Genomic DNA, 21,288 nt, shown 5'->3' with positions numbered 1-21,288 from the left:
ATTAGGGAGGAATTGAAATGTCGATTATTACAGAACAAAGTACGAAGATGAAATTTGCAAAGAAATATGAGGGATATGAGATTGTTCCTCATCCAGAGCATAAGCGTTTATACCATATTGTGTTAAATCAGCAATTGCTTAAGCAGTTTTTTGAAGAGGTAAAAGAGCATTCAGAGCAGTCATTACAATACATTCCTTATTCTCGGTTTAATCTTGCTGATGGAATGAGAAAGATTTTTGGGCAATCATTTATGGATAACATTCGCGGCATTGTTCATGACCGTGAAACGGGCGGATTTACAATTGGGGTACAAGGTGAAACGGCAGATCCAGCAGACTACGTGAAATTTGCAACAGCGTTAACACATTTAATCGGGGAGCCAAACTTTGATGCAATGACAGGAACGTATTATGCTAGATTTAATGTGAAAGATACAGATAGCAGTGATTCTTACCTTCGTCAAGCGTACCGATTGTTTACACTTCATACAGACGGTACATTCGTTGATGAACCGACAGATTGGCTTCTTATGATGAAAATTGAAGAACAAAATGCAGTAGGAGGGGAATCCCGTTTACTACATTTAGATGATTGGGAAGATCTTCAGAAATTTAGAGATCATTCGCTCGCATCTGTTAAAATTACGTATAAAGCACCACCAAGTAAAAATGCGCAAGAAATCGTCTATCGTGAAACGTTTTTTGATGTGAATAACGCACCATGTATTTGTTTTATTGATCAGTTCGCTTATCCAGATAATATTGAACAAGCAAACTATCTGAAAGACTTATCATATTCTGTTGAAAACTCACCAGCAACACATGCATTAAAATTACCAATTGGTGATTTAGTTCTTTTAAACAATTTATTTTGGATGCACGGAAGAGCTGCGTTTGAGAAAAATAAAGATTTATATAGAGAACTAATGCGTCAACGTGGTTGTTTTTCTAAATAATATGTACGGCGGGTCTTTTAAAGAGACCTGCCTTTTATACTATTAAGGGGGAAGTAGGATGTATGACTTTATAATTATTGGCGGAGGAATTGTTGGGCTTTCAACTGGGATGGCTTTAACGAAAAAGTTCCCTCGTGCGAAAATCGCGATCATTGAAAAAGAAAAGGAACTCGCACATCATCAAACTGGACATAATAGCGGTGTAATTCACTCTGGAATTTACTATAAACCAGGGAGTTATAAAGCGAAGTTTGCTAAAGAAGGAAACGCAGCTATGGTTCAATTTTGTAAAGAAAATGACATCGCTTATGACATGTGCGGAAAAGTAATTGTCGCTACAGAAAAGGACGAACTTCCTCTTTTACATAACTTATATGAAAGAGGCTTACAAAACGATTTACATATTTCAAAAATAGATAAGGAAGAATTAGCTGAAATTGAACCTCATGTAAAAGGACTTGGGGCAATCCGTGTTCCTTCTTGTGGGATTGCTGATTATAGAGGAGTAAGTTATGCGTTTGCTCGCTTAATTCAGGAAAGCGGTGGGGAAGTACATTTTGGAACAACCGCAGAGCGTATTACTGAGAAGAAAGACGCTGTAACAATTGAGACAAATCAAGGTGTATTTAAAACGAAATTTCTCATTAACTGCGCTGGATTACATAGTGATCGCATTGCGAAAAAGACAGGAATATTAACGGATATGAAAATTGTTCCATTTCGTGGTGAATATTACGAACTTGTCCCAGAAAAACGCCATCTCGTAAAACATTTAATCTATCCCGTTCCAAATCCAGAATTCCCGTTTTTAGGTGTTCATTTCACAAGAATGATAAACGGAGACGTACATGCAGGACCAAATGCAGTATTAAGCTTTAAGCGAGAAGGCTATACGAAAACAGACTTCGATATTAAAGACTTCATGGAAACAATGACATACGCAGGATTTTGGAAAATGGCGATGCCCAATATGAAAGAAGGCATAAAAGAAATGGTGCGCTCATTTAGTAAACAATCATTCCTAAAAAGCTTGCAGCACCTAATACCAGAACTTACAGAAAAAGATATCGTGCCAACCCATGCTGGCGTAAGGGCACAAGCCATTTTATCAAACGGAAATATGGTTGATGACTTCTGCATTATCCCTGGCATCAATTCTCTGCATATTTGCAATGCACCGTCTCCGGCGGCAACGGCTAGTATAAAGATTGGTGAGGAGATTGCTAAGCAAGTGCCGGATGTGGTGGCGGTGAGGGTTTGATGGGTCCCCCGAGGTTTCGGGGGATTTTTTTGTTGGGGTTAGGTGTGTGGGTTTGAAATAAAGTTACGATGTTGCTAAAAAAGATGCAAAAAACAAATAGAGCTACATCACTTTGTTAAATTAAGTAGTCGCCCTTATAATAGAGAAGTCCGCGCTATTATAAGGACGAATTAGTGCATTCTTATTTCCTTCCACTCAAAATCATTGCATTTCCTAATACTTTTTTGTTCAATAAGAGTTTTGGTAACTCCATTTCTTCAGCAAGCTTGTAGCTATTCAATTCAGATACACCATGTTTCTTTAAGACATTTAAGAGCTCTATTTCATCCCCAAATATTTTTTCATCCATAAACAAATCTAAGAAAACAAATTCACCACCAGGTTTTAACACTCTTAATGCCTCTTTAATTACTTCAGTTTTATTTTCTCTATCTTTTACTTCATGAAATGTTAGACAGCTTACAATTATATCAAATTCATCATCAGTAAAAGGGAGTTCTGCAGCACTTGCTTTCAGAAAATCAATTCTATCAGAGACCCCTTCTATTTCAGCATTCTGTTGGCATTGGGATTTGGAATATTCCCAATTTCCGCCCCAATAATCAATTCCAGTTAGAAAGGACTTAGGAAAAGTCTTTGCCAGTTTAATAATCAGTGAGCCACTACCGGTTCCTATATCTAGTATTTTTCCTTTTTCATCCCAATTCACTTTGGCAACAATTAAATCATGTATTTTTGACTGATAATTCCCCCCAACTGCTGCAAATTGGTAAACTGAATAAGAAAGTATAAATGCTATATAAATAAAAGGTAACGCAAAAATACCTGACAGGACTCGCAAATATAAATTAACAGGTAATAATGTTACCAAGAGAAGAATGAGTGAAATAACCAAAAAAATAATTAGTTTGTAAATTCGTATCCAAGTTTGATATTTAGTTTTTGTATTCAACATATCAGCCATCCTTAAATAACCTATCTTTTGTTTACTATAATTATATAGGAAATAAATAATCCCGTCCTATAGTTTAAGTACATGACTTCATAATCCCCATCTATTTTAATATTAATATCCAATTATTTTAGAAGAGACCCTCAACAATCTGGCCCGTTTGTTGCAAAAGAAAAGGAGGTGCCACAGCACCTCCCAAGAACGAATATGTAGCTTGAATTCCACAATGAATAAATGACTTTTTAATGGCTTATGAACATACACACACACCGCTGATTATCGCTCTACTTCATAAGTAATCCCATACTTCTTCAGTTTCTTATATAAATTAGCCCGGGACATGCCTAACTTTTTCGCAGCGATGCTTTTATTTCCGTACGTGTCTTCGAGAGTTTGTACAATTCTAGTTTTCTCTAAGTTCTTTTTCTCATCAGTGAGTGAGCGCTCTGTATGATAGACAGATTTTTGCGAAGGTAATAGTTGTAAAATATTCGCTTCACGTATTTCTTTCCCGTCATGAAGGACAATTAATCTTTCTATTATATTGCGTAGTTCGCGAATATTACCCGGCCAAAAATATGTATGTAGCCTGTTCATTGCTTCTTGATGAACGAATGGAGCGGGCTTGTTATAATTAAAAGAAAATTCCTTTAAGAAATGATGAGTTAAAAAGGAAATATCGTCTGTTCGCTCTCGCAGCGGCGGGATGTGCGCCGTAAAAACATTTAATCTATAAAACAAATCAGATCGAAACGTCCCGCTGAGCACCATGTCTTCTAAAATACGATTCGTTGCGGCGACAATTCTTACGTTTATTTTTTTCGGCGTTTGCCCACCGATGCGGTAAATCTCTTTTTCTTGTAAAGCGCGAAGTAGTTTTACTTGCATATCAAGCGGTAGTTCTCCCACTTCGTCTAAAAATAAAGTGCCGCCATTTGCTAATTCTAACTTTCCTGCCTTTCCGCCCTTAGCGGCTCCAGTATATGCTCCGGATTCATAACCAAATAACTCACTTTCAAATAGGGCGGCAGGAATAGCGCCGCAATTAATCGGGATAAAAGATTGCTTGTTTCTCGGGCTCGCTTCATGAATAGCCTGGGCAAAGAGTTCCTTCCCAACGCCGCTTTCGCCTGTAATTAAAATCGTCGCATCTGTTTTCGCTACCTTTTTCATGTTGTGGATAATGTGCTGAAGTGTTGCGTTACTTCCTTTAATCGTGCTGAAGGGGTCATCTTGTTGATGCTGAATCATTTGCTTTAATTGCTGTAATTCTTCAGAAGTGGAGGATAGTTTTTCATTTAACTTAATCGTTACGGTAATATCTCTTTCTACAGACATAGATCCAATTAATTCATTGCTTTCGTCATAAATAGGAGTCGTACTAATTAATACATGCTTATCTGGCCGAGGAAGATGATAAATATCTCGAACCGGTTGCCCGCTCTCAAGAACTTTCAAATTCATAATATCTTCTTTTGAAAAAAACTCTTGCACATTCTTTCCGATAATATCTTCCTTTTTAATGTCATACATTTTTTCTGCTGCCTCATTCCAGTACAACATAACGCCCTTCGTATTTACGATAGAAATCGCTTCTTCCACGTAAGAGAGGAGTGTATGCAACGTTGGAACTGCAAAGTTATCGAATTGTTTCATAACATGGCCTCCAAAGAATTTATCCCGCTATTTATGGGCTAATAATCAGTAGGAGATTTATAAAACCCCACTGATTTTATAAAAAAGTAGACAGTAGTATACAGATTTGTTGCCAAAAGGATACACCTTTTTCAGAAAAATGTAAACAAATTAACGCTTTGCACTTTGGCATGATAATTGCAATAAAAATAGTATCAACATATAGAGGAGAGATAGAAATGAAGGTTAGTAAAATATACACAACAATTGATGCGCACGTAGCTGGGGAACCGCTTCGAATTATTACGGGCGGCGTGCCAGTGATAAAGGGAGAAACACAACTAGAAAGACGCGCGTACTGCATGGAACATTTGGATCATCTTCGTGAGATTCTTATGTATGAACCGAGAGGACATCACGGAATGTACGGTTGTATCATTACTCCGCCCGCAAGTGCTCACGCTGATTTTGGCGTGTTATTTATGCATAATGAAGGCTGGAGTACGATGTGTGGTCATGGCATTATTGCTGTTATTACAGTTGGAATTGAAACAGGTATGTTTGAAGTGACAGGTGAAAAACAAAAATTCATTATTGATAGCCCTGCTGGGGAAGTTATTGCGTACGCAAAATATAACGGAAGCGAAGTTGAGTCAGTATCATTCGAAAACGTTCCTTCGTTCGTATATAAAAAAGACGTTCCTATCAAAATAGATGACTATGAATTCCAAGTAGATATCGCATTCGGCGGAGCATTCTACGCTGTTGTAGACTGTAAAGAATTTGGTTTGAAAGTAGATTTCAAAGACTTATCTGCTATTCAAACGTGGGGCGGTAAAATTAAACATTATATTGAAAGTCAAATGGAAGTAAAGCACCCACTTGAAGAAGATTTAAAAGGAATATACGGCGTTATTTTCTCAGATGAACCGAAAGAAAAAGACGCTACTTTACGAAATGTAACGATCTTTGCTGATGGGCAAGTAGACCGTTCCCCTTGCGGCACAGGAACTTCCGCAAGAATCGCAACCCTTTTTGAAAAAGATGCCTTACAAAAAGGAGAGATTTTCATCCACGAATGCATTACTGACGGCAAATTTGAGGGAGAAGTATTGTCGGTAACAGAAGTAGATAAATATGAAGCTGTCGTTCCGAAAGTGACGGGGAATGCGTTTATTACAGGATTCCACCAGTTTGTTGTAGATCCGAGGGATGATTTGAATCGGGGGTTTTTGTTAGCTTAATGTTTTCTTAAGGGAGGGACCTTTGGATGAAGTGGTGGCGAAAACAAAATTTACCTGTGAAAATTTTGATAGGGGCATTAATCGGTATTGCTTTAGGGATAGCATTTGGACCGAAAGTAGCTGTTTTAAAGCCGATTGGGGATATATTTATTCGCTTATTACAAATGATTATTGTTCCTTTAACTTTTTTAAGTATCGTCTCAGGTATCGCGCAGCTTGAAAATCCGAAAATGTTAAGGGCGATTGGCGGCAGGATTTTTATTTACTATGCAGTTACAGCGGTATTAGCGACAAGCATTGGCGTAGTGATCGCTTTTATTATCAACCCTGGTAAAGGAGTAGAAGGTCTTCTTGCGAATGGGCAGAACTTTAAAGAAGAGAAGTTTAGTTTTGTAGATAATATCGTGCAATGGTTTCCTTCTAACGTCATTCAAGCAGCTTCAGAAACGAGTATGCTTCAAATTATTATCTTTGCTATTTTTGTCGGGGTGGCACTTATTCTTCTCGGGGATCAAGCGAAAGGAATTCGTAAATTAGTGCATGAAGGATCAGGAGTCATGATTAAAATTGCAGAGCTCGTTATCGGATTTGCCCCATACGGAATTATGGCGTTAATTGCTCATGTAGTTGGCACATTTGGAGCTGACATGCTTACTGCGGTCGTTAGCTATGTAGTAGCTGATTATTTATCATTGCTACTCATTGTGTTCATTATGTACCCAATTGTACTGAAAGTTTTCGGGAAGATAAGCCCAATTCATTTCTACAAACAAGTGAGTCCAGCTATGCTCGTAGCTGCTAGTACGACATCAAGTAGCGCAACGCTTCCAGTAACGATGGAAGTTGCGCAAAAAAGACTTCGTATACCTGAATCGGTAGCTGGTTTCACCATTCCACTTGGAGCTACTGTTAATATGAACGGACTATCAGCAGCGCTCGGTGTTTTAGCGGTCTTCGCATTAAACGTATATGGTATTCCGATTACATTTGGGCTTATTATGCAAACTGTATTTTTAGGAATCGTCCTTGCGGCGGGCTGTGCTGGTGTAAAAGGTGCGGACGTTATTACCGCGACTATTTTACTTTCTACACTAGGGCTCCCGCTAACAATTATTCCGATCATTGCGGCGGTTTCTCCGCTCGTTGATATGGGCCACACAGTTGTAAATATTACGGGTGATTTAGTAGGGGCGCAGGTCGTGAATGAAAATATCACATCTAGTGAAGAAAAGAATTTAGAAAAGGGTGAACAAATATGCTAGTCATAAGCGCGAACGAACAAAAAAACTTAGTAAATATGAATGAAGTCATTGAATACGCGGCGCTTGCTTTAAAAGAATTTTCAGCAGAAAGAACGATTACACCAATTCGCGGCTCATTACCATTTGCGAACGAGCAAAATACCGCATTAATTATGCCTTCAGTAGCGGAAGGACTTGAAGCACTCGGCTTAAAAGTAGTAACAGTAGCTCCTCATAATAAAAAGATAGGAAAGAAAACGATAAATGGGATCGTTATGCTATCAGATTTTCAAACGGGAGAACCGCTTGCACTTTTAGAAGGATCGTACTTAACGATGATCCGAACAGGCGCTTTATCAGGTGTAGCGACAAAACATTTAGCTCGTCATAATGCAAAAAACTTATGCATTATCGGTACAGGTGAACAAGCGAAAGGAATTGCAGAAGCTGTGCTCGCCGTTAGGGACATTGAAAAAATCATCCTATATAACCGAACGGAAGAAAAAGCGTATGCATTCGCGCAATATATACAAGAAAAATTCGGCAGGCCGGCTTACGTTTACACAAATCCAAATGAAGCAATAAGCGAAGCAGACATTATCGTCACAACAACGAATGCATCCACACCAGTCTTCACAGAAACATTGCAAAAAGGCGTCCACATAAACGCCGTCGGCTCATTTAGACCAAGCATGCAAGAGCTACCATCTCACGCCATCGCGAACGCAAATAAAGTAGTAGTCGAATCAAAAGAAGCAGCACTTGAAGAAACGGGTGACCTCCAAGTACCGATAAAAGAAGGCTTATTTGAGGCAAGTGATATCCACGCCGAACTTGGTCAAATTATAAGTGGAGAAAGACCTGGCCGAGAAAATGATGAAGAGATTACTATTTTTAAATCAGTCGGTTTGGCGGTAGTAGATATTATAGTTGCGAAGTATTTGTATGAAAAAGCGGTGGAGCGTGGAGTTGGTACTACGATTCAGTTGTGAGGCTGTCTTTTGGTGGTCTTTTTAGTTTGGGTTGAAAGTTACTCTATTTGGCGATCTATATATATTTGTACATGAAAGTGTATTGAGATTGTGCTGTTCTTTTTGTTTATAATGCGTGTATGCATTTCAAATGTAATGCAAAAGCTAGTGTTAAAGGGCATTCACAAGTAGTTGTTGAACTCCTTCGCAAGGGAGAGCTTGAATGATAAGAAAGCAGCCGACTTTTATACAAAGAGTCGGCTGTTTTTCTGTTTATTTAATACTCTAAAGATACACATCTTAAAAAATATAAAATATTTATGTTCAGAACGCCTTGGTAATTGATTAGAGAAATGAGTTTGGAAAATAGATTAATTTTAGTTAGAGAAGAAGAACTTAGAAAAACATCTAATCATATTATTAATTTGAATGAAAATTTTAATATATCTCAGTATTTGATTCTATTGGAGTTGTCTTTGTTTGTCCCTTCTTTTCCAATTGGAGAAGAAGGGACAAAGTTTTATGAAGGAGTAAATTTAGACACCAAGTATGCAGCTTATTTACCATTCTCGCCATTCTTCTGTGATGTCTTCTTCGGATTCTAAGCCAGCTATTCGTGCTGCTGTATCGATAAATTCATAGAGATCTTCTCTTTCCATTGTTTCGATAAAATAGTCATGTTCGACATTTAATTCATTTATTTTAATAACTACCTCTTTAACGACTTGCATTATTTCGACTTCGGTTGGGTTCTCTCCCAATTGCTCTAAATTGTTAATGTAAGTGTCGAGCACTTTATTTGTTGCACTTATATTTTCTTCGGTGAAAAACTCCCCATCTTCATCATTCTCAATCCATGGGTTTGTTGGTTTATTTTTTTTCAATTCATCAAATGTCATGATAACCTCCTAAAAATGTTTTTTTATCTTTAATCTCATTCTACATTTTCAATTATATATAACAACCATTTCAGAGGAGTTTCTTGTAGGCTGCTAGTTTTTCAACTCATTTTACGAGGCCATCTATTCGTGGTCTTTTTATTTTATCCTCCGCATAAATATAGTTTATCGCAAGGATTCATTGATAGATTTCAAACTTTCTACCTTTGCGAAAAAGTTTGACAATACATACGGGCAGTGGTAATTTAAAACCTATAAGAAAACTCGGTATTAATTCCGAGTTTTCTTATAGGTGTAAATAGTCGAGAGGAGTCGAAATATGAAGAAGAAGTTGTTTGCATTACCATTTGTCCTACTATTACTTATTGCATTAGCGGCTTGCTCAGGGGAGAAAGATTCTTCGAAGCAAGCAAACACTAGTAAATCAGGGACTCCGAAAGATGGAGGAACGTTAACAGTTGGTGTTAGTGATAATCCAGATACGATGAATCCGCTTTATGCGAATGATCGAGTGTCATTAACTGTGCAGCAAGCTTTATATGCACCGCTGTATCATATGGAAGACGGTAAGAAAAAGTTTGTTCTTGCTGAGAGCTTTACGCCTTCAGAGGATCAATTAACATGGACTTTAAAACTAAAAGATAATTTGAAATGGCATGATGGTAAGAAAATTACATCAGATGATATTGCATTTACATTCCAATCTATTTTAGATGAGAAGCAAAATAGTTCAAGCCGTGAAAACTTTATTTTTAAAGGAAAGCCACTTGAGGTGAAAAAAGTGGATGAGCTAACGACTCAATTTGTATTACCACAAGTAAGTGCATCTTTCGAAGGGGTTATGAATGACTTTTTCCCAATTCCGAAACATGTATTTGAAGGTGAAGCGGATTTAGTGAAGAGTAAGAAAAACCTACAACCTGTTGGATCAGGTCCATTTAAATTAAAAGAGTTTAAATCAGATGAATATGTTGCGCTAGAGCGATTCGATGATTATTTTGCTGGTAAAGCGAAATTAGATTCTGTCGTGTACCGCGTTGTAAAAGATCGTAATACAGCAAATGTTTCACTTCAAAATGGTCAAATCAATATGAAGATGATTGAGCCGCAAGACTTTAAGAAATTAGATAGCACGGGGAACTTCTCAATGGTGACATTCCCTGAAGGTAGATTATTCTACTTAGCTTATAACTTTAATACAGACCTTATGAAGAAAAAAGAAGTGCGCCAAGCAATTGCGCATGCATTAGATAAGAAAGAAATGATTAACTCAGCGTTCGTTTCTAGTCAATTTGCAGAACCGGCAAATTCAATCTTAACACCAGACGCTATGTATTATGCGAAAGATATTAAAGAGTATAAGTATGATCAAAAAGAAGCGAAAGATTTATTAGCAAAAGCTGGTGTGAAAGATAAAGAAAAAGTACGCGTTATGTATGTAACGAATAATAAAATTATGGAAAGCTTAGCACTTTATACGCAGCAAAAATTACAAGAAGTAGGCTTACAAGTTGAACTAAATGCATTAGATGCAAGTGCGGCAAGTGAAAAAGGCTTAGATAAAGAGAATAAAGAATATGACATTACATTCGGTGGTTACATAATGGGACCTGAGCCTGACTCATATAAGAGCTTATTCTTAAGTAATGCGGAATACAATTATGCACGTTATAAAAATACTGATTTCGATAAGTTATGGGAAGAAGCTGCAGTTGAAACAGATAAAACGAAACGAGCTGAGCTATACCATAAAATTCAAGATACAGCGAGAGAAGACTTACCTTATCTTCCAATCGCATATCCGAAAGCAGTTATTGCAGTAGATAAAAAGTTTGATGGATTAAAAGAAGCAAAAGCAATTCCAGTTACAATGTTTGAAGATCTATCGAAGATTTATGAAGTGAAATAAGAAACTGTAAAGAAGCTGGTGAAAATCAGCTTCTTTATCTTGAGGGGGGAAGTTTGTGTATAAAGTAATTGCAAAGAGGCTTTTAAATGCAATTCCGCTTTTATTTGTTATTTCTATTATTTCTTTTCTATTAATAAAACTAGCGCCGGGCGATCCCGTTCGAAACTTTGTAACGCCGAATATGAGTCCGATTGACGTTGAACGTATTCGCAAAAGTTTAGGACTAGATCAGCCGATTTACGTGCAATATTTTTTATGGTTAAAAAATATTTTAACAGGGAATTTTGGATACTCACTTCAAAATCACCGTCCTGTTTTAGAACTTATCACAGAAAGATTACCCGCAACAATCGGATTAATGGGATCATCTTTACTCGTCTCATTCGTAATCGCAATACCACTTGGACTATTTACAGGGGTGAAAAAGAATTCGTTCTTTGACCGCATTGTGAACTTCATTTCCTATGTGGGAATCTCAATGCCAGTCTTTTGGTTCGCGTTACTATTAATCTATTTATTCTCTTTAAAGTTGAACATGCTTCCGAGTATGGGTATGCGCACAGTCGGTCAAGATTCCTTCTGGGATATTGTCCAGCACGGTATTTTACCTTGCATGGTGCTAGCGTTCCAAAACATCTCTGTCTATATGAGATATATTCGCTCAAGTACCATCCAGCAATTAGAGGAAGATTACGTACAAATTCAATATGCGTACGGTGCTTCACAGAAAACAGTTTTATTTAATCACGTACTTCGAAACGTATTAATACCGATCATTACAATTTTCGGATTATCTATTCCGAGTTTAGTAGGCGGAGCTTTTATTACGGAAACAGTATTCTCATGGCCGGGACTTGGTTCACTCGGGGTAAATGCTATTTTTAGATTTGATTATCCAATTATTATGGCAATCACATTATTATCATCGTTCATGTTAATTCTCGGTAATTTAATTGCTGATATTTTATATGGCGTAGTAGATCCGCGCATTCGAATGAGGGGATGATGGAATGAACAATAGGAGATTTCAAACGATAAAAAATAGTTTTACGAAAAATAATTTTGTAGTAATGGGAGTTATTATACTTAGTGTTTTAACAATAGCGTCTCTTTTCGCATTCGTATCACCGTATGATCCTAGCAAAATGTCTATTCCAGATCGTTTACAAGAACCGAGTATGAGTCATCCGTTCGGCACAGATGATTACGGAAGGGATTATTTAACGAGAGCGTTATATGGCGGACGAGTTTCGCTTGCTGTTGGTTTTCTAGCAATGATTGTTTCCATTACAATCGGTACGGCAGTTGGAACAATTAGCGGATATTTTGGCGGAAAGTTAGACAACTTCTTAATGCGAATTGTTGAAGTTTTAATGTCAATTCCATCATTCTTTTTAATGCTGTTATTAAATGCGTATTTAAAACCAGGAATTACAACGCTTGTTCTTATTATCGGATTATTAACGTGGATGGACACCGCGCGTATCGTAAGGGCAGAAACGTTATCTGTAAAAGAGCGTGAGTACGTTTTATATGCAAAAGTGTCGGGACAAAAGTCACTTATGATTATTGTAAGACATATCATTCCTAACATTTTATCGACGATTATAATCGCAGCGACATTAACAATTGCGACATCTATTTTAATGGAATCATCACTTAGCTTCTTAGGATTAGGTATTAGAGAACCAGATTCTTCTTGGGGAAGCATGCTAAATAATGCGCAAGGATACATAGGTGAAGCTTGGTATTTAACACTCTTCCCAGGGTTCCTTATTTTATTAACAGTACTAAGTTTTAACGTAATCGGTGAAGCGTTGAAAAAAGCTTTCGCACCAAAAGGGGCTCATCATGAGAACTAATGCTTTAAGTGAGGGGGAGTGAAAAGCGTGTCTGAAAAACTATTAGAAGTAAAAAATTTAAAGACTTCTTTTTTCATAGAAGACGGCGAAGTAGAAGCGGTCCGCGGCGTTTCATTTAGTTTGAAAAAGGGTGAAGTCGTTGGGATTGTTGGCGAATCGGGAAGCGGAAAGAGCGTTATGGCGAAATCCGTTATGGCTCTCGTTACGTCGCCAGGGAAAGTGAAAGAAGGAGAAATTCTTTTTCAAAATGAAAACGTGCTTTCTAAATCGGAGAAAGAATTGCGTTCTATTAGAGGAAATCAAATTTCACTCATATCCCAAGATCCAATGTCTGCCTTAAACCCAGTTGTGAAAATTGGGAAGCAAATGACAGAAGTAATTATACGTCATCAAAAAGTGAAAAAGAAAGAAGCAGAGCACATCGCGGTCAACTTGTTAAAACAAGTCGGTCTCTCTTCACCGGAAGAAAGGGTAAAACAATATCCGCATGAACTAAGCGGCGGTATGAAGCAGCGGGTTATGATCGCGATGGCAATGTCTTGTAATCCAGACCTTCTCATTGCGGATGAACCGACGACAGCGCTTGATGTAACGATACAAGCACAAATACTAGACTTAATGAAAAACTTAAAAAACGAAACGAATATGTCGTTACTTCTTATTACGCATGATCTTGGAATTGTTGCGCAAAACTGTACACGCGTCATCGTTATGTACGGCGGGCTTATTATGGAAGAAGGACATGTACTTGATATTTTCCAATCGCCGAATCATCCGTATACGAAAGGGCTATTAAACTCTCTGCCAAAAATATCGAACGGAGTAAAAGAAAGACTAGCTCCAATTCAAGGTGTAACACCAAACTTACTACACCCGCCGAAAGGGTGCCCATTCGCAGAGCGTTGCCCACATAAAATGGACATTTGTGAAAAAGAATGTCCACCATATTTTGAAATCGGAAACGGAAGACGCTCTATGTGCTGGCTAAACGATAGGGCGGTAGGTGATTCCCATGCATGAAGAAAACTTAATTGAAGTTCGGAACTTAAAAAAGTATTTTCCTATTAAAAAAGGACTATTCGGCAGAAAAACAGAGCAATTAAAAGCAGTCGATGACCTTAGCTTCACAATAAAGAAGGGTGAAACATTCGGATTAGTAGGAGAATCAGGCTGCGGAAAATCAACGACAGGAAGAAGTATCATTCGCTTACACGACGTCACTTCAGGTAACATTCTATTCGACGGAAAAGATATCGCAGATCTAAAAGAAAGCGAACTAAAAGATTATCGAAAAAGAATGCAAATCATTTTCCAAGACCCGTACGCATCATTAAACCCGACAATGAATGTATTCCAAATTATTAGCGAACCGATGAACATTCATGGCTCTTACGAAAAAGAAGAACAAAGAGAAATCATTTTAGACCTGCTGAAAAAGGTAGGCCTAAAAGAAGAACACTTATATCGCTACCCGCACGAATTTAGCGGAGGCCAGCGCCAGCGCATTAGCATAGCGCGCGCACTATCTGTAAAACCAGACTTCATCCTATGTGACGAACCAATCTCAGCACTCGATGTCTCAGTCCAAGCACAGGTCGTAAACATGCTGCAAGACATTCAAGAAGAAACAGGCGTCACATACTTATTCATCGCACATGACCTATCCATGGTAAGACACATATCAGACCGAATCGGAGTCATGTACTTAGGAAACATAGTAGAAATTGCCGACAGTGAAGACCTATACACAAAACCGGCACATCCATACACACAAGCACTACTCTCATCTATGCCAGAACCAGACCCAACAAACGCAGGCAAAGAACGAATCATCCTAGAGGGGGAAGTTCCAAGCCCGCTCAACTCACCATCCGGCTGCAAATTCAGAACGCGCTGCAAATTCGCCACTGGAAAATGCGCGCAGGAAGTACCGAAAATGGTCGAGATTGCAAAAGGGCATCAGGTAGCTTGTCATTTGTTTTAGGGGAAAGCACTAGGGGGACCTAGTGCTTTTTTCTTTTGTGTGGGGGTGTGGGATTGGTTGTAGACTAATGGTCAGTGACTGTTTATATTTGTATCTCCTATCATATACTTCTCTTTATTTTTCAACTATAATTTTAATGATGTGTTAGATTGTATATTTTGTCCTTAATATATTTAAAGGAAGGGGACTCTCTATGAAATTGCTTCGTTCATTTCTCATTTTCACTCTTGTTGTATTGTTAAGCGCATGTAATACAGCAACAAAAGTCACAAAGGTTCAAAAAAATGGCGAAACGACTTTAACAATTGGTTCTTTGCAGGGGTATTACGATTTACAAACGCTTAAAGCTGAAAAAGGAAATGTGGAAATTCCTTATGAGGCAGCAGTTGAAGAAGGTACGATTTTATTGCAAGTCACAAAAGACGATAAGGTCATTTATGAAGAAGAAGTCACTTCTCAAAAAGAAGGTTTGCTTTCTTTTGAAGCGCCAAAACCCGGATCATATGATTTAATTGTACGCGTGAAGGGTGAAGAAGAGAAAGCGAAAGGAATTCAAATACATACGAAGCTATGAAAAAACGGCAAGCGGAGTATACTCGCTTGCCGTGTCCATTTCCAGTTGGTTCTGGCATAACAAATGCTCATCAATTTTAAGAAACGTAAAGTGATTCTGAAATATACAATATTTTACTTTTGGCGATGTAATCCCTAATAGAAGATTCAATAAATTTTATAATATAAATATTTAATTCTAATCATTAAAAATCCTACTTTTTCTTACTTTAATTGTTTCTAAAGTATAAAGAAGAATACCTAAACCAAATATTTTTTCAGCATTAGAAATATTATTACCTAATTTAATAATCGGTACATTTAAGCCAAATCTTTCACTCCATTCTAAAGGCATATATCCCCTCTTGCAGTTTATTAATATACGATCATCCATTGTATGAAAAGAAGTTTCGAAAAAATCAAATTCCACTTCTATCTCAGAAATTTTTATCTCTTTTTCATTCATCAAAGAACCACGTACCATTCCAAATCCTTGTATCATATTTTCTTTAAACATACCTACACAATTATAATTCGAATCATAAATAGCCCAATCATAATTTTCAACTTCACTATGAAAATATGCAAGAATTTCTCCATCACTTGCTTCCAATCCAAAAACTTCTTTATTTTTTAAAATAGGTAATGTTGAAGAAATCATCTTTGTTCCTGCTACATATCTTCCATCAGGAGTATATAAACCTAAATGTTTATTATTGCCGGGTAATTCTAACAAAACATAAGTATCAATATCCCAAAATGTTAAATCATTTTTAACTATATTTTTTTCTAGTAAATTTCCTGTTCTTAATTGCCAAAATCCAATACTAAAAAATACAAGAGAAGCTATAATAATTAAGATTACTGGTCCCCAATTAATATTACCCCAAGTATTATACATACCAATTAATCCATAAAGAAAAAGCCCAGTTCCAATTAAACACTTAAACTTCCCCTTTTTTTTATAATACTCAAATAATTCCACACAAACACCTCTATCAGTTCGTCTTAATATTTCAATTATCCTTCAAATAGGGGTCACATTACCGAAAGTTAAAAATTGTACGCTAAGGGTGTAAAAACCTATTATAGCAGGTTTTATAGAGCATATAAGTCTATGTTGATGCTACCCCAATATAGACGTTATATTTACCTTTATAATAAAAGAGGACGTGGAGTAACTTGATTATTCTTAATCATTCGACAAGATGCAACAATTTAAGATGGTATTTTTCGCTATGATAAGTAAGGAATTTACATATCGTGTTATTGGGGGATAAAAAGAGATGTTGAAAAAATTTACTACATGTATTTTAGGTGGCGCTTTAGTATTCAATTTATCTGGTTGCGGCAATACATCCGACAAAACTTCTTCAGAATCTAAAGAAACCAATTCTAAACAAGAAGAAAAGAAAGTGCAAACAACTGATGAGGCGAAAACGAAAGAGAATACAAAGCAGAAAAATACAGAACAAACAAAAGAGAAATCAAAAATAAAAGAAAAAGAGTATGCTGTAAACAAGGATTTTCATACACCTAAATTTGATGTAACTGTAAAAAGAGTTGTAGAAAGAGATAAGGTTGGTAAAGAAAGTATAGGATTCCAAAAACCTGAAGATGGACATGTCTTTATTGTTGTAGAAGCAGAAGGGAAAAACATCACAAACGAACCGATGAAACTAGCCGTTTTACCATCAGTGGATTTAGTGGATGAAAATGATAATGCTTACCAAAGTGATGTGTGGGCAGCTAGTAGTTATGGGGTTGAAAAAGGCGAGACCTCTACTATTACTAAGGAATTAAAACCAGGGGAGGTAAGGAGAGAAAGTAAAGTTTACGTGATTAATAAAGAAAAATTTGATACAGGAAAATGGTATGTACTTGTTAACCATGAGTATAAGGAACAAATTAAGTAGTGTTTATTTATTAAGAGGAGATTGCTCCTCTTTTTTTGTTACAAGTTAACACAGAATTTCGTTCTGAGGACACTATTAAATTTTTAAGTTGATGGAGATAGGACGCTACCCCTAGATGAAGAGATTACTATTTTCAAATCAATTGGTTTGGCTGTAGTAGATATTATAGTTGCGAAGTATTTGTATGAGAAAGCGAATGATAATAAACAGCCTATTATGACTCGAGAATTAACATATGAAGTAAAAGGTCAAAAAATTATAATTCAAGATCATTCAGAGGGTCATAAGTTTGGAGAAGGTGGAATTGGAGATCAGCCACCGCATCATAATGTAAGACCTGAATACAATACACGAACAGGACAGGTAGATGGTATGGAGGATCATTATTATTTTGAGAAGAGAAATAAAAAATAGGGAGTATAAAAATGATTGATCAATTTAAATTTTTAAATCCACAAGCGTTAATTAGTATTTTTGGGAAAATACCAAAGTTTGAAGAATCAGAGTTATTAGATGTGCGTCTTAAAAGAGATGGTCCTACTTTAGTTATTCAATTGATGACAAAGGAAAATGTTGAAAACAAGCCAAAACGATGGAATAAGTGGGATGTAATTTATGTAGAGATATCTTTCTTTACTATTCATAATTTAACAATAAAAGGTTTAGGGACAGAAAATATAATTGATTATTTTGAAATAAATACGATAGAAGAAGAAGGTTTATTAAAAATTAAGTGTAAGAATCAAATGTTAGTTGAGTGCTCGTTTGAATGGGCAAAGGTAGAAGGGGTAACCCCAGGCTTAATAGGATTACCATAATTTTGATGGGAAGTAGATAGTTAATTTTTATAGTATTCATATTTTAATATTTTTGGATTAAATAAGGAATGTATCAAGGACATTATCTTTTTCTTCTTTATTGATACCAATGTATTTAAGTGTAATTTGTGGTGTGCTTTGATTGAGTATGTCTTACAACATAGCGACATCTTTTGTTTATTTATAGAACCAATAGCCGAAGGTTTTGCGCATGGTGTGAGTCCCAATAGATTCGATACCAGCAAACTCTCCGGCTTTTTGAAATTTTTGATAAGCCTAGATCTTATTAGTGGGTTGATCTCCTTTTCGAGTAGGGAATAATATTTCACAGAAGGTGTAAAATGGGATGTTGATTTAGATGGGGATGGTGAAGATGATAGTATTAAGGATATGGTGAAAACGGGTGCAAAAAAACTTGGTCAACAGTAGCGGGGTGGTTTAATTAACATGAAAAAAAATACAGATTTTAATAAAAAAGCTTTTGAATATTATATGGCTCTTTATGCTGTAAATGATATAAGATCGACTATAATTACTCTTGTGATTGGGATAGCAGATATATTTGTGCTTTTACCTGCTTTTGCGAATCCTGTTCAACCGATATATATGTACATAATAGTTCCACCAGTTGCTTTTTTAAATTTATGGGCAATATGGATTGTTATAAATCCTAGGAAGCGGCAATTACAATATACTCTATTTCGTGGGGTATTTGGCATCGTATGTTCAGTAGGATTATTAGTTATAACCCAAAAGTTTGCATATGGAATGTTAGGATTACAAACTCCAATCTATTTTGTTTTTTCAGTTGGTTTGTATATTTTTGCTTTGAATCATTATTATAAAAATCATATTAAAAAACTTCAGGAACCAATCAAAAAATCAAAGTCATCGAAAAAAAACTCTGGTTTCGGAGTAGTGGCTTTTGTAGGATTGGGTCAACTCGTTGCTAATATCAGCCTTGGTTTTGCAACACAAAAGATGGTAGCAATTGTATTAATGTGTGTATACTCAATGCTTTCGTTTATTTTGTTTCATTTCATTATGGAACTCCATAGGTATTATTATTTAAGGAAGCATATAGAAGATGGGGGTAGAACACATGAAACCTTTTAAAGAGTCTGTATTGAATATTCAGTATATAATTGCGGTTCTCCTATAGTCAGTAAAGACTACGGAAAAGAAAAGGGAGAAGCAACATCATGAATATAGAATTACATTTAGATAAAGGAAGGATAGAAAAATAACAAAGGAGAGTAAAAATGAAAATTTGGGAATTAAAGAGTTCATTTGATGACTATGAATCCTTTCAACTATTGAATTTAGAAGAAGATTCTAAAAAGTATTTTGAAGGAAAAATTGACTCGGCAGTAAAAGCATCTGATTCATGGGGAGAAATACGTATTAAATGTGTAGAAGAAGGAAATCAAAGTGATTTTCCTCATTTTTGGGGAGAAGTTGGTACACCAATGGTTAGTGGGAAAGCTAAAAAATTCTTAGAGTCTATGCTTGGTGATAATGTAGAATTTCTTCCCCTAATTCATGATGTGACGGGAGAAGTGTATTATATAATTAACGTTCTAAATGCAATAGATGCTATTGACTATGAGAAAGCTATACTAAAGAAACTACGTTCTGGCTTAGTAATAGATTTCAAAAAATACGCATTCTTACCTAATATGGTTAAGAACCAAACAATATTTAAAGTTTACTTAAATGAAATATTACATATTCCTTCCGTTTTTGTATCAGATGAATTTAGAAATACAGTGTTAGAAAGTGATTTAAAAGGTTTTGAATTTATAGAGGTATGGGATTCAGAAGCAAACATGTAAAAGAAAGTCCTAAAATAACTGATAGAAGTTGAAGCAATGGTTTACATTAACTAGATACTTACAAGATGGAGATAGTGCAGATATAACTTGGTCTATACCCAAATATAATACCTATCCTAAAGGAGAATAAATACTCTTAGAAAGAAGTTTTTTATATGTGGAAAAATATGATTTTAGAAATTGAAAAAATAGAGAAAAGTTTTAATGATAAACTGAATACACCAGTAACAGATAGTGAAGTTCAGAAATTAAGAGAACGCATGAAAGAGAGTTTTAATGTTGACCTACCGAGTGAATATGAGGAGTTTCTTAAAACTGTAAATGGATTAGATTTTAACGGGCTAGTACTTTATGGAGTTGACTCTTATTTGTTAGATACAGAAAGGGACGAATCAATTTGCGGGCTTATAGAAACCAATGAGATTTGGTATGAAAATGAATTTCAAAAAGAGTATCTTTTCCTTGGAGATTCAAATATAGCATGGTTCTGTAAAAACTTATCTGATGGTACTTATTTAGAACTTGATAAACCATCTGGTACAGTGATGAATACATATAATGATTGCAACACAATGCTTGAGGAAGCATTGAAAACAGCCCTTCTTTAATAGAGGGTATTAAAAGTTATGTTTAATTTTTTGAAAGAATATGTTGTAGCAGACAGAAGTGTCCGTTCTAAACAAAAACCTATTTTCTATCCTATATATCAAGATGAGATAAATGAGGCAGAAAGCTTATTACAAATGGAACTTCCAAAAGAACTGAAACGCTTTTATCAAGAAATAGGTTGTGGGTTTTTAAATTCTGATAAAAGAACGTTTTTCAACAGATTTATGGACCCGATTTCAGTTGCAGATTTCCGTTTAAGGCAAGATATTTATGAATATAATCCAAACCTAGATGATGATGAATCATTAGTGTTTTTTGAAGTAACAGAACTTAACTTTTTAACCATTAAATTTAAAGAGGAAAATGAATTAGGTCAATGTCCTATTTACTCTGAGGATGAGAAAATAGCGGATTCTTTAGAAGAATTTTTAATTAAAATGGATGAAAATCCTGATTATTATATTTAATCTTTTTAAGACTTGCTTTAAGGTGTAGCATTTGAAAAATATCTAATCATGAGTAAAAAAGCTTATGTATAACCTGCATAAGCTTTTTTAATGACATGTTAGATTGTATATTCCGTTCTTAATATATTTAAAGGGTGATTGGGTATTAAGATTAATTAATGGAATGAAAGATTTGGA

At 35.9% G+C, this 21,288-nt stretch carries 22 protein-coding genes and 3 pseudogenes; 20 read left to right on the top strand and 5 right to left on the bottom strand.

The window, feature by feature from the left end:
• The first annotated feature begins 17 nt into the window (after nucleotides 1-17).
• Both glaH and lhgO read left to right on the top strand, forming a co-directional pair.
• Nucleotides 18-956: a glutarate dioxygenase GlaH gene (gene glaH / locus V7038_RS19240; RefSeq protein WP_335471411.1), complete on the top strand. Its 939-nt coding sequence runs from the start codon at nucleotides 18-20 to the stop codon at nucleotides 954-956.
• Nucleotides 957-1,014: 58 nt separating this feature from the next.
• Complete coding sequence (lhgO, locus tag V7038_RS19235; RefSeq protein ID WP_002114771.1) at nucleotides 1,015-2,217, top strand: L-2-hydroxyglutarate oxidase; 1,203 nt, start codon at nucleotides 1,015-1,017, stop codon at nucleotides 2,215-2,217.
• 181 nt (nucleotides 2,218-2,398) lie between these two features.
• Here the strand turns inward: lhgO and V7038_RS19230 are convergent, their stop codons facing one another.
• On the bottom strand, nucleotides 2,399-3,172 hold the full coding sequence (locus V7038_RS19230) for a class I SAM-dependent methyltransferase (protein WP_335471407.1): 774 nt from the start codon (nucleotides 3,170-3,172) through the stop codon (nucleotides 2,399-2,401).
• Nucleotides 3,173-3,445: 273 nt separating this feature from the next.
• A complete protein-coding gene (locus V7038_RS19225; RefSeq protein ID WP_335471404.1) occupies nucleotides 3,446-4,825 on the bottom strand; it encodes a sigma-54 interaction domain-containing protein in 1,380 nt (459 codons plus the stop codon).
• Nucleotides 4,826-4,995: 170 nt separating this feature from the next.
• Between V7038_RS19225 and V7038_RS19220 the strand changes: the two genes are divergently transcribed.
• From V7038_RS19220 to V7038_RS29580, 4 genes and pseudogenes are all read left to right on the top strand, one after another.
• Nucleotides 4,996-6,048, top strand: a complete 1,053-nt coding sequence (locus tag V7038_RS19220) for a proline racemase family protein (RefSeq protein WP_283746971.1) — start codon at nucleotides 4,996-4,998, stop codon at nucleotides 6,046-6,048.
• A 26-nt stretch (nucleotides 6,049-6,074) separates the two neighbouring features.
• Nucleotides 6,075-7,310 (top strand): dicarboxylate/amino acid:cation symporter, encoded by a 1,236-nt coding sequence (locus V7038_RS19215; RefSeq protein ID WP_199661085.1) that lies wholly within the window; start codon nucleotides 6,075-6,077, stop codon nucleotides 7,308-7,310.
• Nucleotides 7,304-8,281, top strand: a complete 978-nt coding sequence (locus tag V7038_RS19210; protein WP_335471402.1) for an ornithine cyclodeaminase family protein — start codon at nucleotides 7,304-7,306, stop codon at nucleotides 8,279-8,281. Before V7038_RS19215 ends, V7038_RS19210 begins: the two co-directional genes overlap by 7 nt.
• Nucleotides 8,282-8,404: 123 nt before the next feature.
• Nucleotides 8,405-8,487: pseudogene (locus V7038_RS29580) on the top strand (hypothetical protein); the annotation flags it as partial.
• Nucleotides 8,488-8,820: 333 nt separating this feature from the next.
• On the opposite strand, the gene V7038_RS19205 reads toward V7038_RS29580, so the two are convergent.
• On the bottom strand, nucleotides 8,821-9,159 hold the full coding sequence (locus tag V7038_RS19205) for a hypothetical protein (RefSeq protein WP_199692855.1): 339 nt from the start codon (nucleotides 9,157-9,159) through the stop codon (nucleotides 8,821-8,823).
• A 319-nt stretch (nucleotides 9,160-9,478) separates the two neighbouring features.
• Here V7038_RS19205 and V7038_RS19200 point away from each other — a divergent pair, with 319 nt between their 5' ends.
• The 6 genes from V7038_RS19200 (at nucleotide 9,479) to V7038_RS19175 (ending at nucleotide 15,488) form a co-directional block, all read left to right on the top strand.
• The gene (locus tag V7038_RS19200) at nucleotides 9,479-11,068 is read left to right on the top strand and encodes an ABC transporter substrate-binding protein (RefSeq protein ID WP_335471400.1); all 1,590 of its coding nucleotides are present in this window, start codon (nucleotides 9,479-9,481) and stop codon (nucleotides 11,066-11,068) included.
• A 55-nt stretch (nucleotides 11,069-11,123) separates the two neighbouring features.
• Nucleotides 11,124-12,074 carry an ABC transporter permease gene (locus tag V7038_RS19195; RefSeq protein ID WP_002035186.1) on the top strand — a complete coding sequence of 317 codons (951 nt, stop codon included), beginning with the start codon at nucleotides 11,124-11,126 and terminating at the stop codon, nucleotides 12,072-12,074.
• A 4-nt stretch (nucleotides 12,075-12,078) separates the two neighbouring features.
• Nucleotides 12,079-12,930, top strand: coding sequence for an ABC transporter permease (locus tag V7038_RS19190; RefSeq protein ID WP_335471397.1), 852 nt, complete (start codon nucleotides 12,079-12,081; stop codon nucleotides 12,928-12,930).
• Between the two features lie 27 nt (nucleotides 12,931-12,957).
• Nucleotides 12,958-13,950 carry an ABC transporter ATP-binding protein gene (locus tag V7038_RS19185; protein ID WP_335471395.1) on the top strand — a complete coding sequence of 331 codons (993 nt, stop codon included), beginning with the start codon at nucleotides 12,958-12,960 and terminating at the stop codon, nucleotides 13,948-13,950.
• Nucleotides 13,943-14,914, top strand: coding sequence for an ABC transporter ATP-binding protein (locus V7038_RS19180; protein WP_335471392.1), 972 nt, complete (start codon nucleotides 13,943-13,945; stop codon nucleotides 14,912-14,914). Before V7038_RS19185 ends, V7038_RS19180 begins: the two co-directional genes overlap by 8 nt.
• A gap of 193 nt (nucleotides 14,915-15,107) precedes the next feature.
• Nucleotides 15,108-15,488 (top strand): BA_1872 family lipoprotein, encoded by a 381-nt coding sequence (locus tag V7038_RS19175; protein ID WP_002114740.1) that lies wholly within the window; start codon nucleotides 15,108-15,110, stop codon nucleotides 15,486-15,488.
• 177 nt (nucleotides 15,489-15,665) lie between these two features.
• On the opposite strand, the gene V7038_RS19170 is transcribed toward V7038_RS19175, so the two are convergent.
• Entirely contained in the window at nucleotides 15,666-16,451 is a 786-nt protein-coding gene (locus tag V7038_RS19170; protein ID WP_335471388.1) for an ABC transporter ATP-binding protein, read from the bottom strand.
• A gap of 301 nt (nucleotides 16,452-16,752) precedes the next feature.
• Here V7038_RS19170 and V7038_RS19165 point away from each other — a divergent pair, with 301 nt between their 5' ends.
• The 4 genes and pseudogenes from V7038_RS19165 (at nucleotide 16,753) to V7038_RS19155 (ending at nucleotide 18,200) form a co-directional block, all read left to right on the top strand.
• Nucleotides 16,753-17,382, top strand: coding sequence for a hypothetical protein (locus V7038_RS19165; protein WP_002069205.1), 630 nt, complete (start codon nucleotides 16,753-16,755; stop codon nucleotides 17,380-17,382).
• Nucleotides 17,383-17,496: 114 nt separating this feature from the next.
• Nucleotides 17,497-17,577 (top strand): annotated as a pseudogene (locus tag V7038_RS29575) (hypothetical protein); the annotation flags it as partial.
• Nucleotides 17,578-17,598: 21 nt separating this feature from the next.
• Nucleotides 17,599-17,796, top strand: coding sequence for an HNH/endonuclease VII fold putative polymorphic toxin (locus tag V7038_RS19160; RefSeq protein WP_018783699.1), 198 nt, complete (start codon nucleotides 17,599-17,601; stop codon nucleotides 17,794-17,796).
• 11 nt (nucleotides 17,797-17,807) lie between these two features.
• Complete coding sequence (locus V7038_RS19155; RefSeq protein ID WP_000566919.1) at nucleotides 17,808-18,200, top strand: immunity 50 family protein; 393 nt, start codon at nucleotides 17,808-17,810, stop codon at nucleotides 18,198-18,200.
• Between the two features lie 57 nt (nucleotides 18,201-18,257).
• Here the strand turns inward: V7038_RS19155 and V7038_RS19150 are convergent.
• Nucleotides 18,258-18,521 (bottom strand): annotated as a pseudogene (locus V7038_RS19150) (tyrosine-type recombinase/integrase); the annotation flags it as partial.
• 126 nt (nucleotides 18,522-18,647) lie between these two features.
• Between V7038_RS19150 and V7038_RS19145 the strand changes: the two are divergent.
• The 4 genes from V7038_RS19145 to V7038_RS19130 all read left to right on the top strand — a co-directional run bounded on the left by V7038_RS19145 (nucleotide 18,648) and on the right by V7038_RS19130 (nucleotide 21,111).
• Nucleotides 18,648-19,316 (top strand): hypothetical protein, encoded by a 669-nt coding sequence (locus V7038_RS19145; RefSeq protein ID WP_335471385.1) that lies wholly within the window; start codon nucleotides 18,648-18,650, stop codon nucleotides 19,314-19,316.
• A gap of 146 nt (nucleotides 19,317-19,462) precedes the next feature.
• Nucleotides 19,463-20,035: an imm11 family protein gene (locus V7038_RS19140; protein ID WP_199692848.1), complete on the top strand. Its 573-nt coding sequence runs from the start codon at nucleotides 19,463-19,465 to the stop codon at nucleotides 20,033-20,035.
• A gap of 155 nt (nucleotides 20,036-20,190) precedes the next feature.
• A complete protein-coding gene (locus V7038_RS19135) occupies nucleotides 20,191-20,643 on the top strand; it encodes a YrhA family protein (RefSeq protein ID WP_335471381.1) in 453 nt (150 codons plus the stop codon).
• Between the two features lie 18 nt (nucleotides 20,644-20,661).
• The gene (locus V7038_RS19130) at nucleotides 20,662-21,111 is read left to right on the top strand and encodes an SMI1/KNR4 family protein (RefSeq protein ID WP_335471378.1); all 450 of its coding nucleotides are present in this window, start codon (nucleotides 20,662-20,664) and stop codon (nucleotides 21,109-21,111) included.
• The last annotated feature ends 177 nt before the right edge of the window (nucleotides 21,112-21,288 follow it).

The sequence above is a fragment of the Bacillus sp. JJ783 genome (assembly GCF_036963225.1).
GTDB lineage: Bacteria > Bacillota > Bacilli > Bacillales > Bacillaceae_G > Bacillus_A > Bacillus_A cereus_U.
Note: the sequence above shows the minus strand (reverse complement) of the source record. Positions and strands in the feature narration are given on the sequence as shown.

Excerpts from the sequence above, each read along its gene's own strand:
- glaH (WP_335471411.1), top strand. The coding sequence starts at position 18 with ATGTCGATTATTACAGAACAAAGTACGAAGATGAAATTTGCAAAGAAA.
- lhgO (WP_002114771.1), top strand. The coding sequence starts at position 1,015 with ATGTATGACTTTATAATTATTGGCGGAGGAATTGTTGGGCTTTCAACT.
- V7038_RS19230 (WP_335471407.1), bottom strand. The coding sequence starts at position 3,172 with ATGTTGAATACAAAAACTAAATATCAAACTTGGATACGAATTTACAAA.
- V7038_RS19225 (WP_335471404.1), bottom strand. The coding sequence starts at position 4,825 with ATGAAACAATTCGATAACTTTGCAGTTCCAACGTTGCATACACTCCTC.
- V7038_RS19220 (WP_283746971.1), top strand. The coding sequence starts at position 4,996 with ATGATAATTGCAATAAAAATAGTATCAACATATAGAGGAGAGATAGAA.
- V7038_RS19215 (WP_199661085.1), top strand. The coding sequence starts at position 6,075 with ATGAAGTGGTGGCGAAAACAAAATTTACCTGTGAAAATTTTGATAGGG.
- V7038_RS19210 (WP_335471402.1), top strand. The coding sequence starts at position 7,304 with ATGCTAGTCATAAGCGCGAACGAACAAAAAAACTTAGTAAATATGAAT.
- V7038_RS19205 (WP_199692855.1), bottom strand. The coding sequence starts at position 9,159 with ATGACATTTGATGAATTGAAAAAAAATAAACCAACAAACCCATGGATT.
- V7038_RS19200 (WP_335471400.1), top strand. The coding sequence starts at position 9,479 with ATGAAGAAGAAGTTGTTTGCATTACCATTTGTCCTACTATTACTTATT.
- V7038_RS19190 (WP_335471397.1), top strand. The coding sequence starts at position 12,079 with ATGAACAATAGGAGATTTCAAACGATAAAAAATAGTTTTACGAAAAAT.
- V7038_RS19180 (WP_335471392.1), top strand. The coding sequence starts at position 13,943 with ATGCATGAAGAAAACTTAATTGAAGTTCGGAACTTAAAAAAGTATTTT.
- V7038_RS19175 (WP_002114740.1), top strand. The coding sequence starts at position 15,108 with ATGAAATTGCTTCGTTCATTTCTCATTTTCACTCTTGTTGTATTGTTA.
- V7038_RS19165 (WP_002069205.1), top strand. The coding sequence starts at position 16,753 with ATGTTGAAAAAATTTACTACATGTATTTTAGGTGGCGCTTTAGTATTC.
- V7038_RS19160 (WP_018783699.1), top strand. The coding sequence starts at position 17,599 with ATGACTCGAGAATTAACATATGAAGTAAAAGGTCAAAAAATTATAATT.
- V7038_RS19155 (WP_000566919.1), top strand. The coding sequence starts at position 17,808 with ATGATTGATCAATTTAAATTTTTAAATCCACAAGCGTTAATTAGTATT.
- V7038_RS19145 (WP_335471385.1), top strand. The coding sequence starts at position 18,648 with ATGAAAAAAAATACAGATTTTAATAAAAAAGCTTTTGAATATTATATG.
- V7038_RS19140 (WP_199692848.1), top strand. The coding sequence starts at position 19,463 with ATGAAAATTTGGGAATTAAAGAGTTCATTTGATGACTATGAATCCTTT.
- V7038_RS19135 (WP_335471381.1), top strand. The coding sequence starts at position 20,191 with ATGTGGAAAAATATGATTTTAGAAATTGAAAAAATAGAGAAAAGTTTT.
- V7038_RS19130 (WP_335471378.1), top strand. The coding sequence starts at position 20,662 with ATGTTTAATTTTTTGAAAGAATATGTTGTAGCAGACAGAAGTGTCCGT.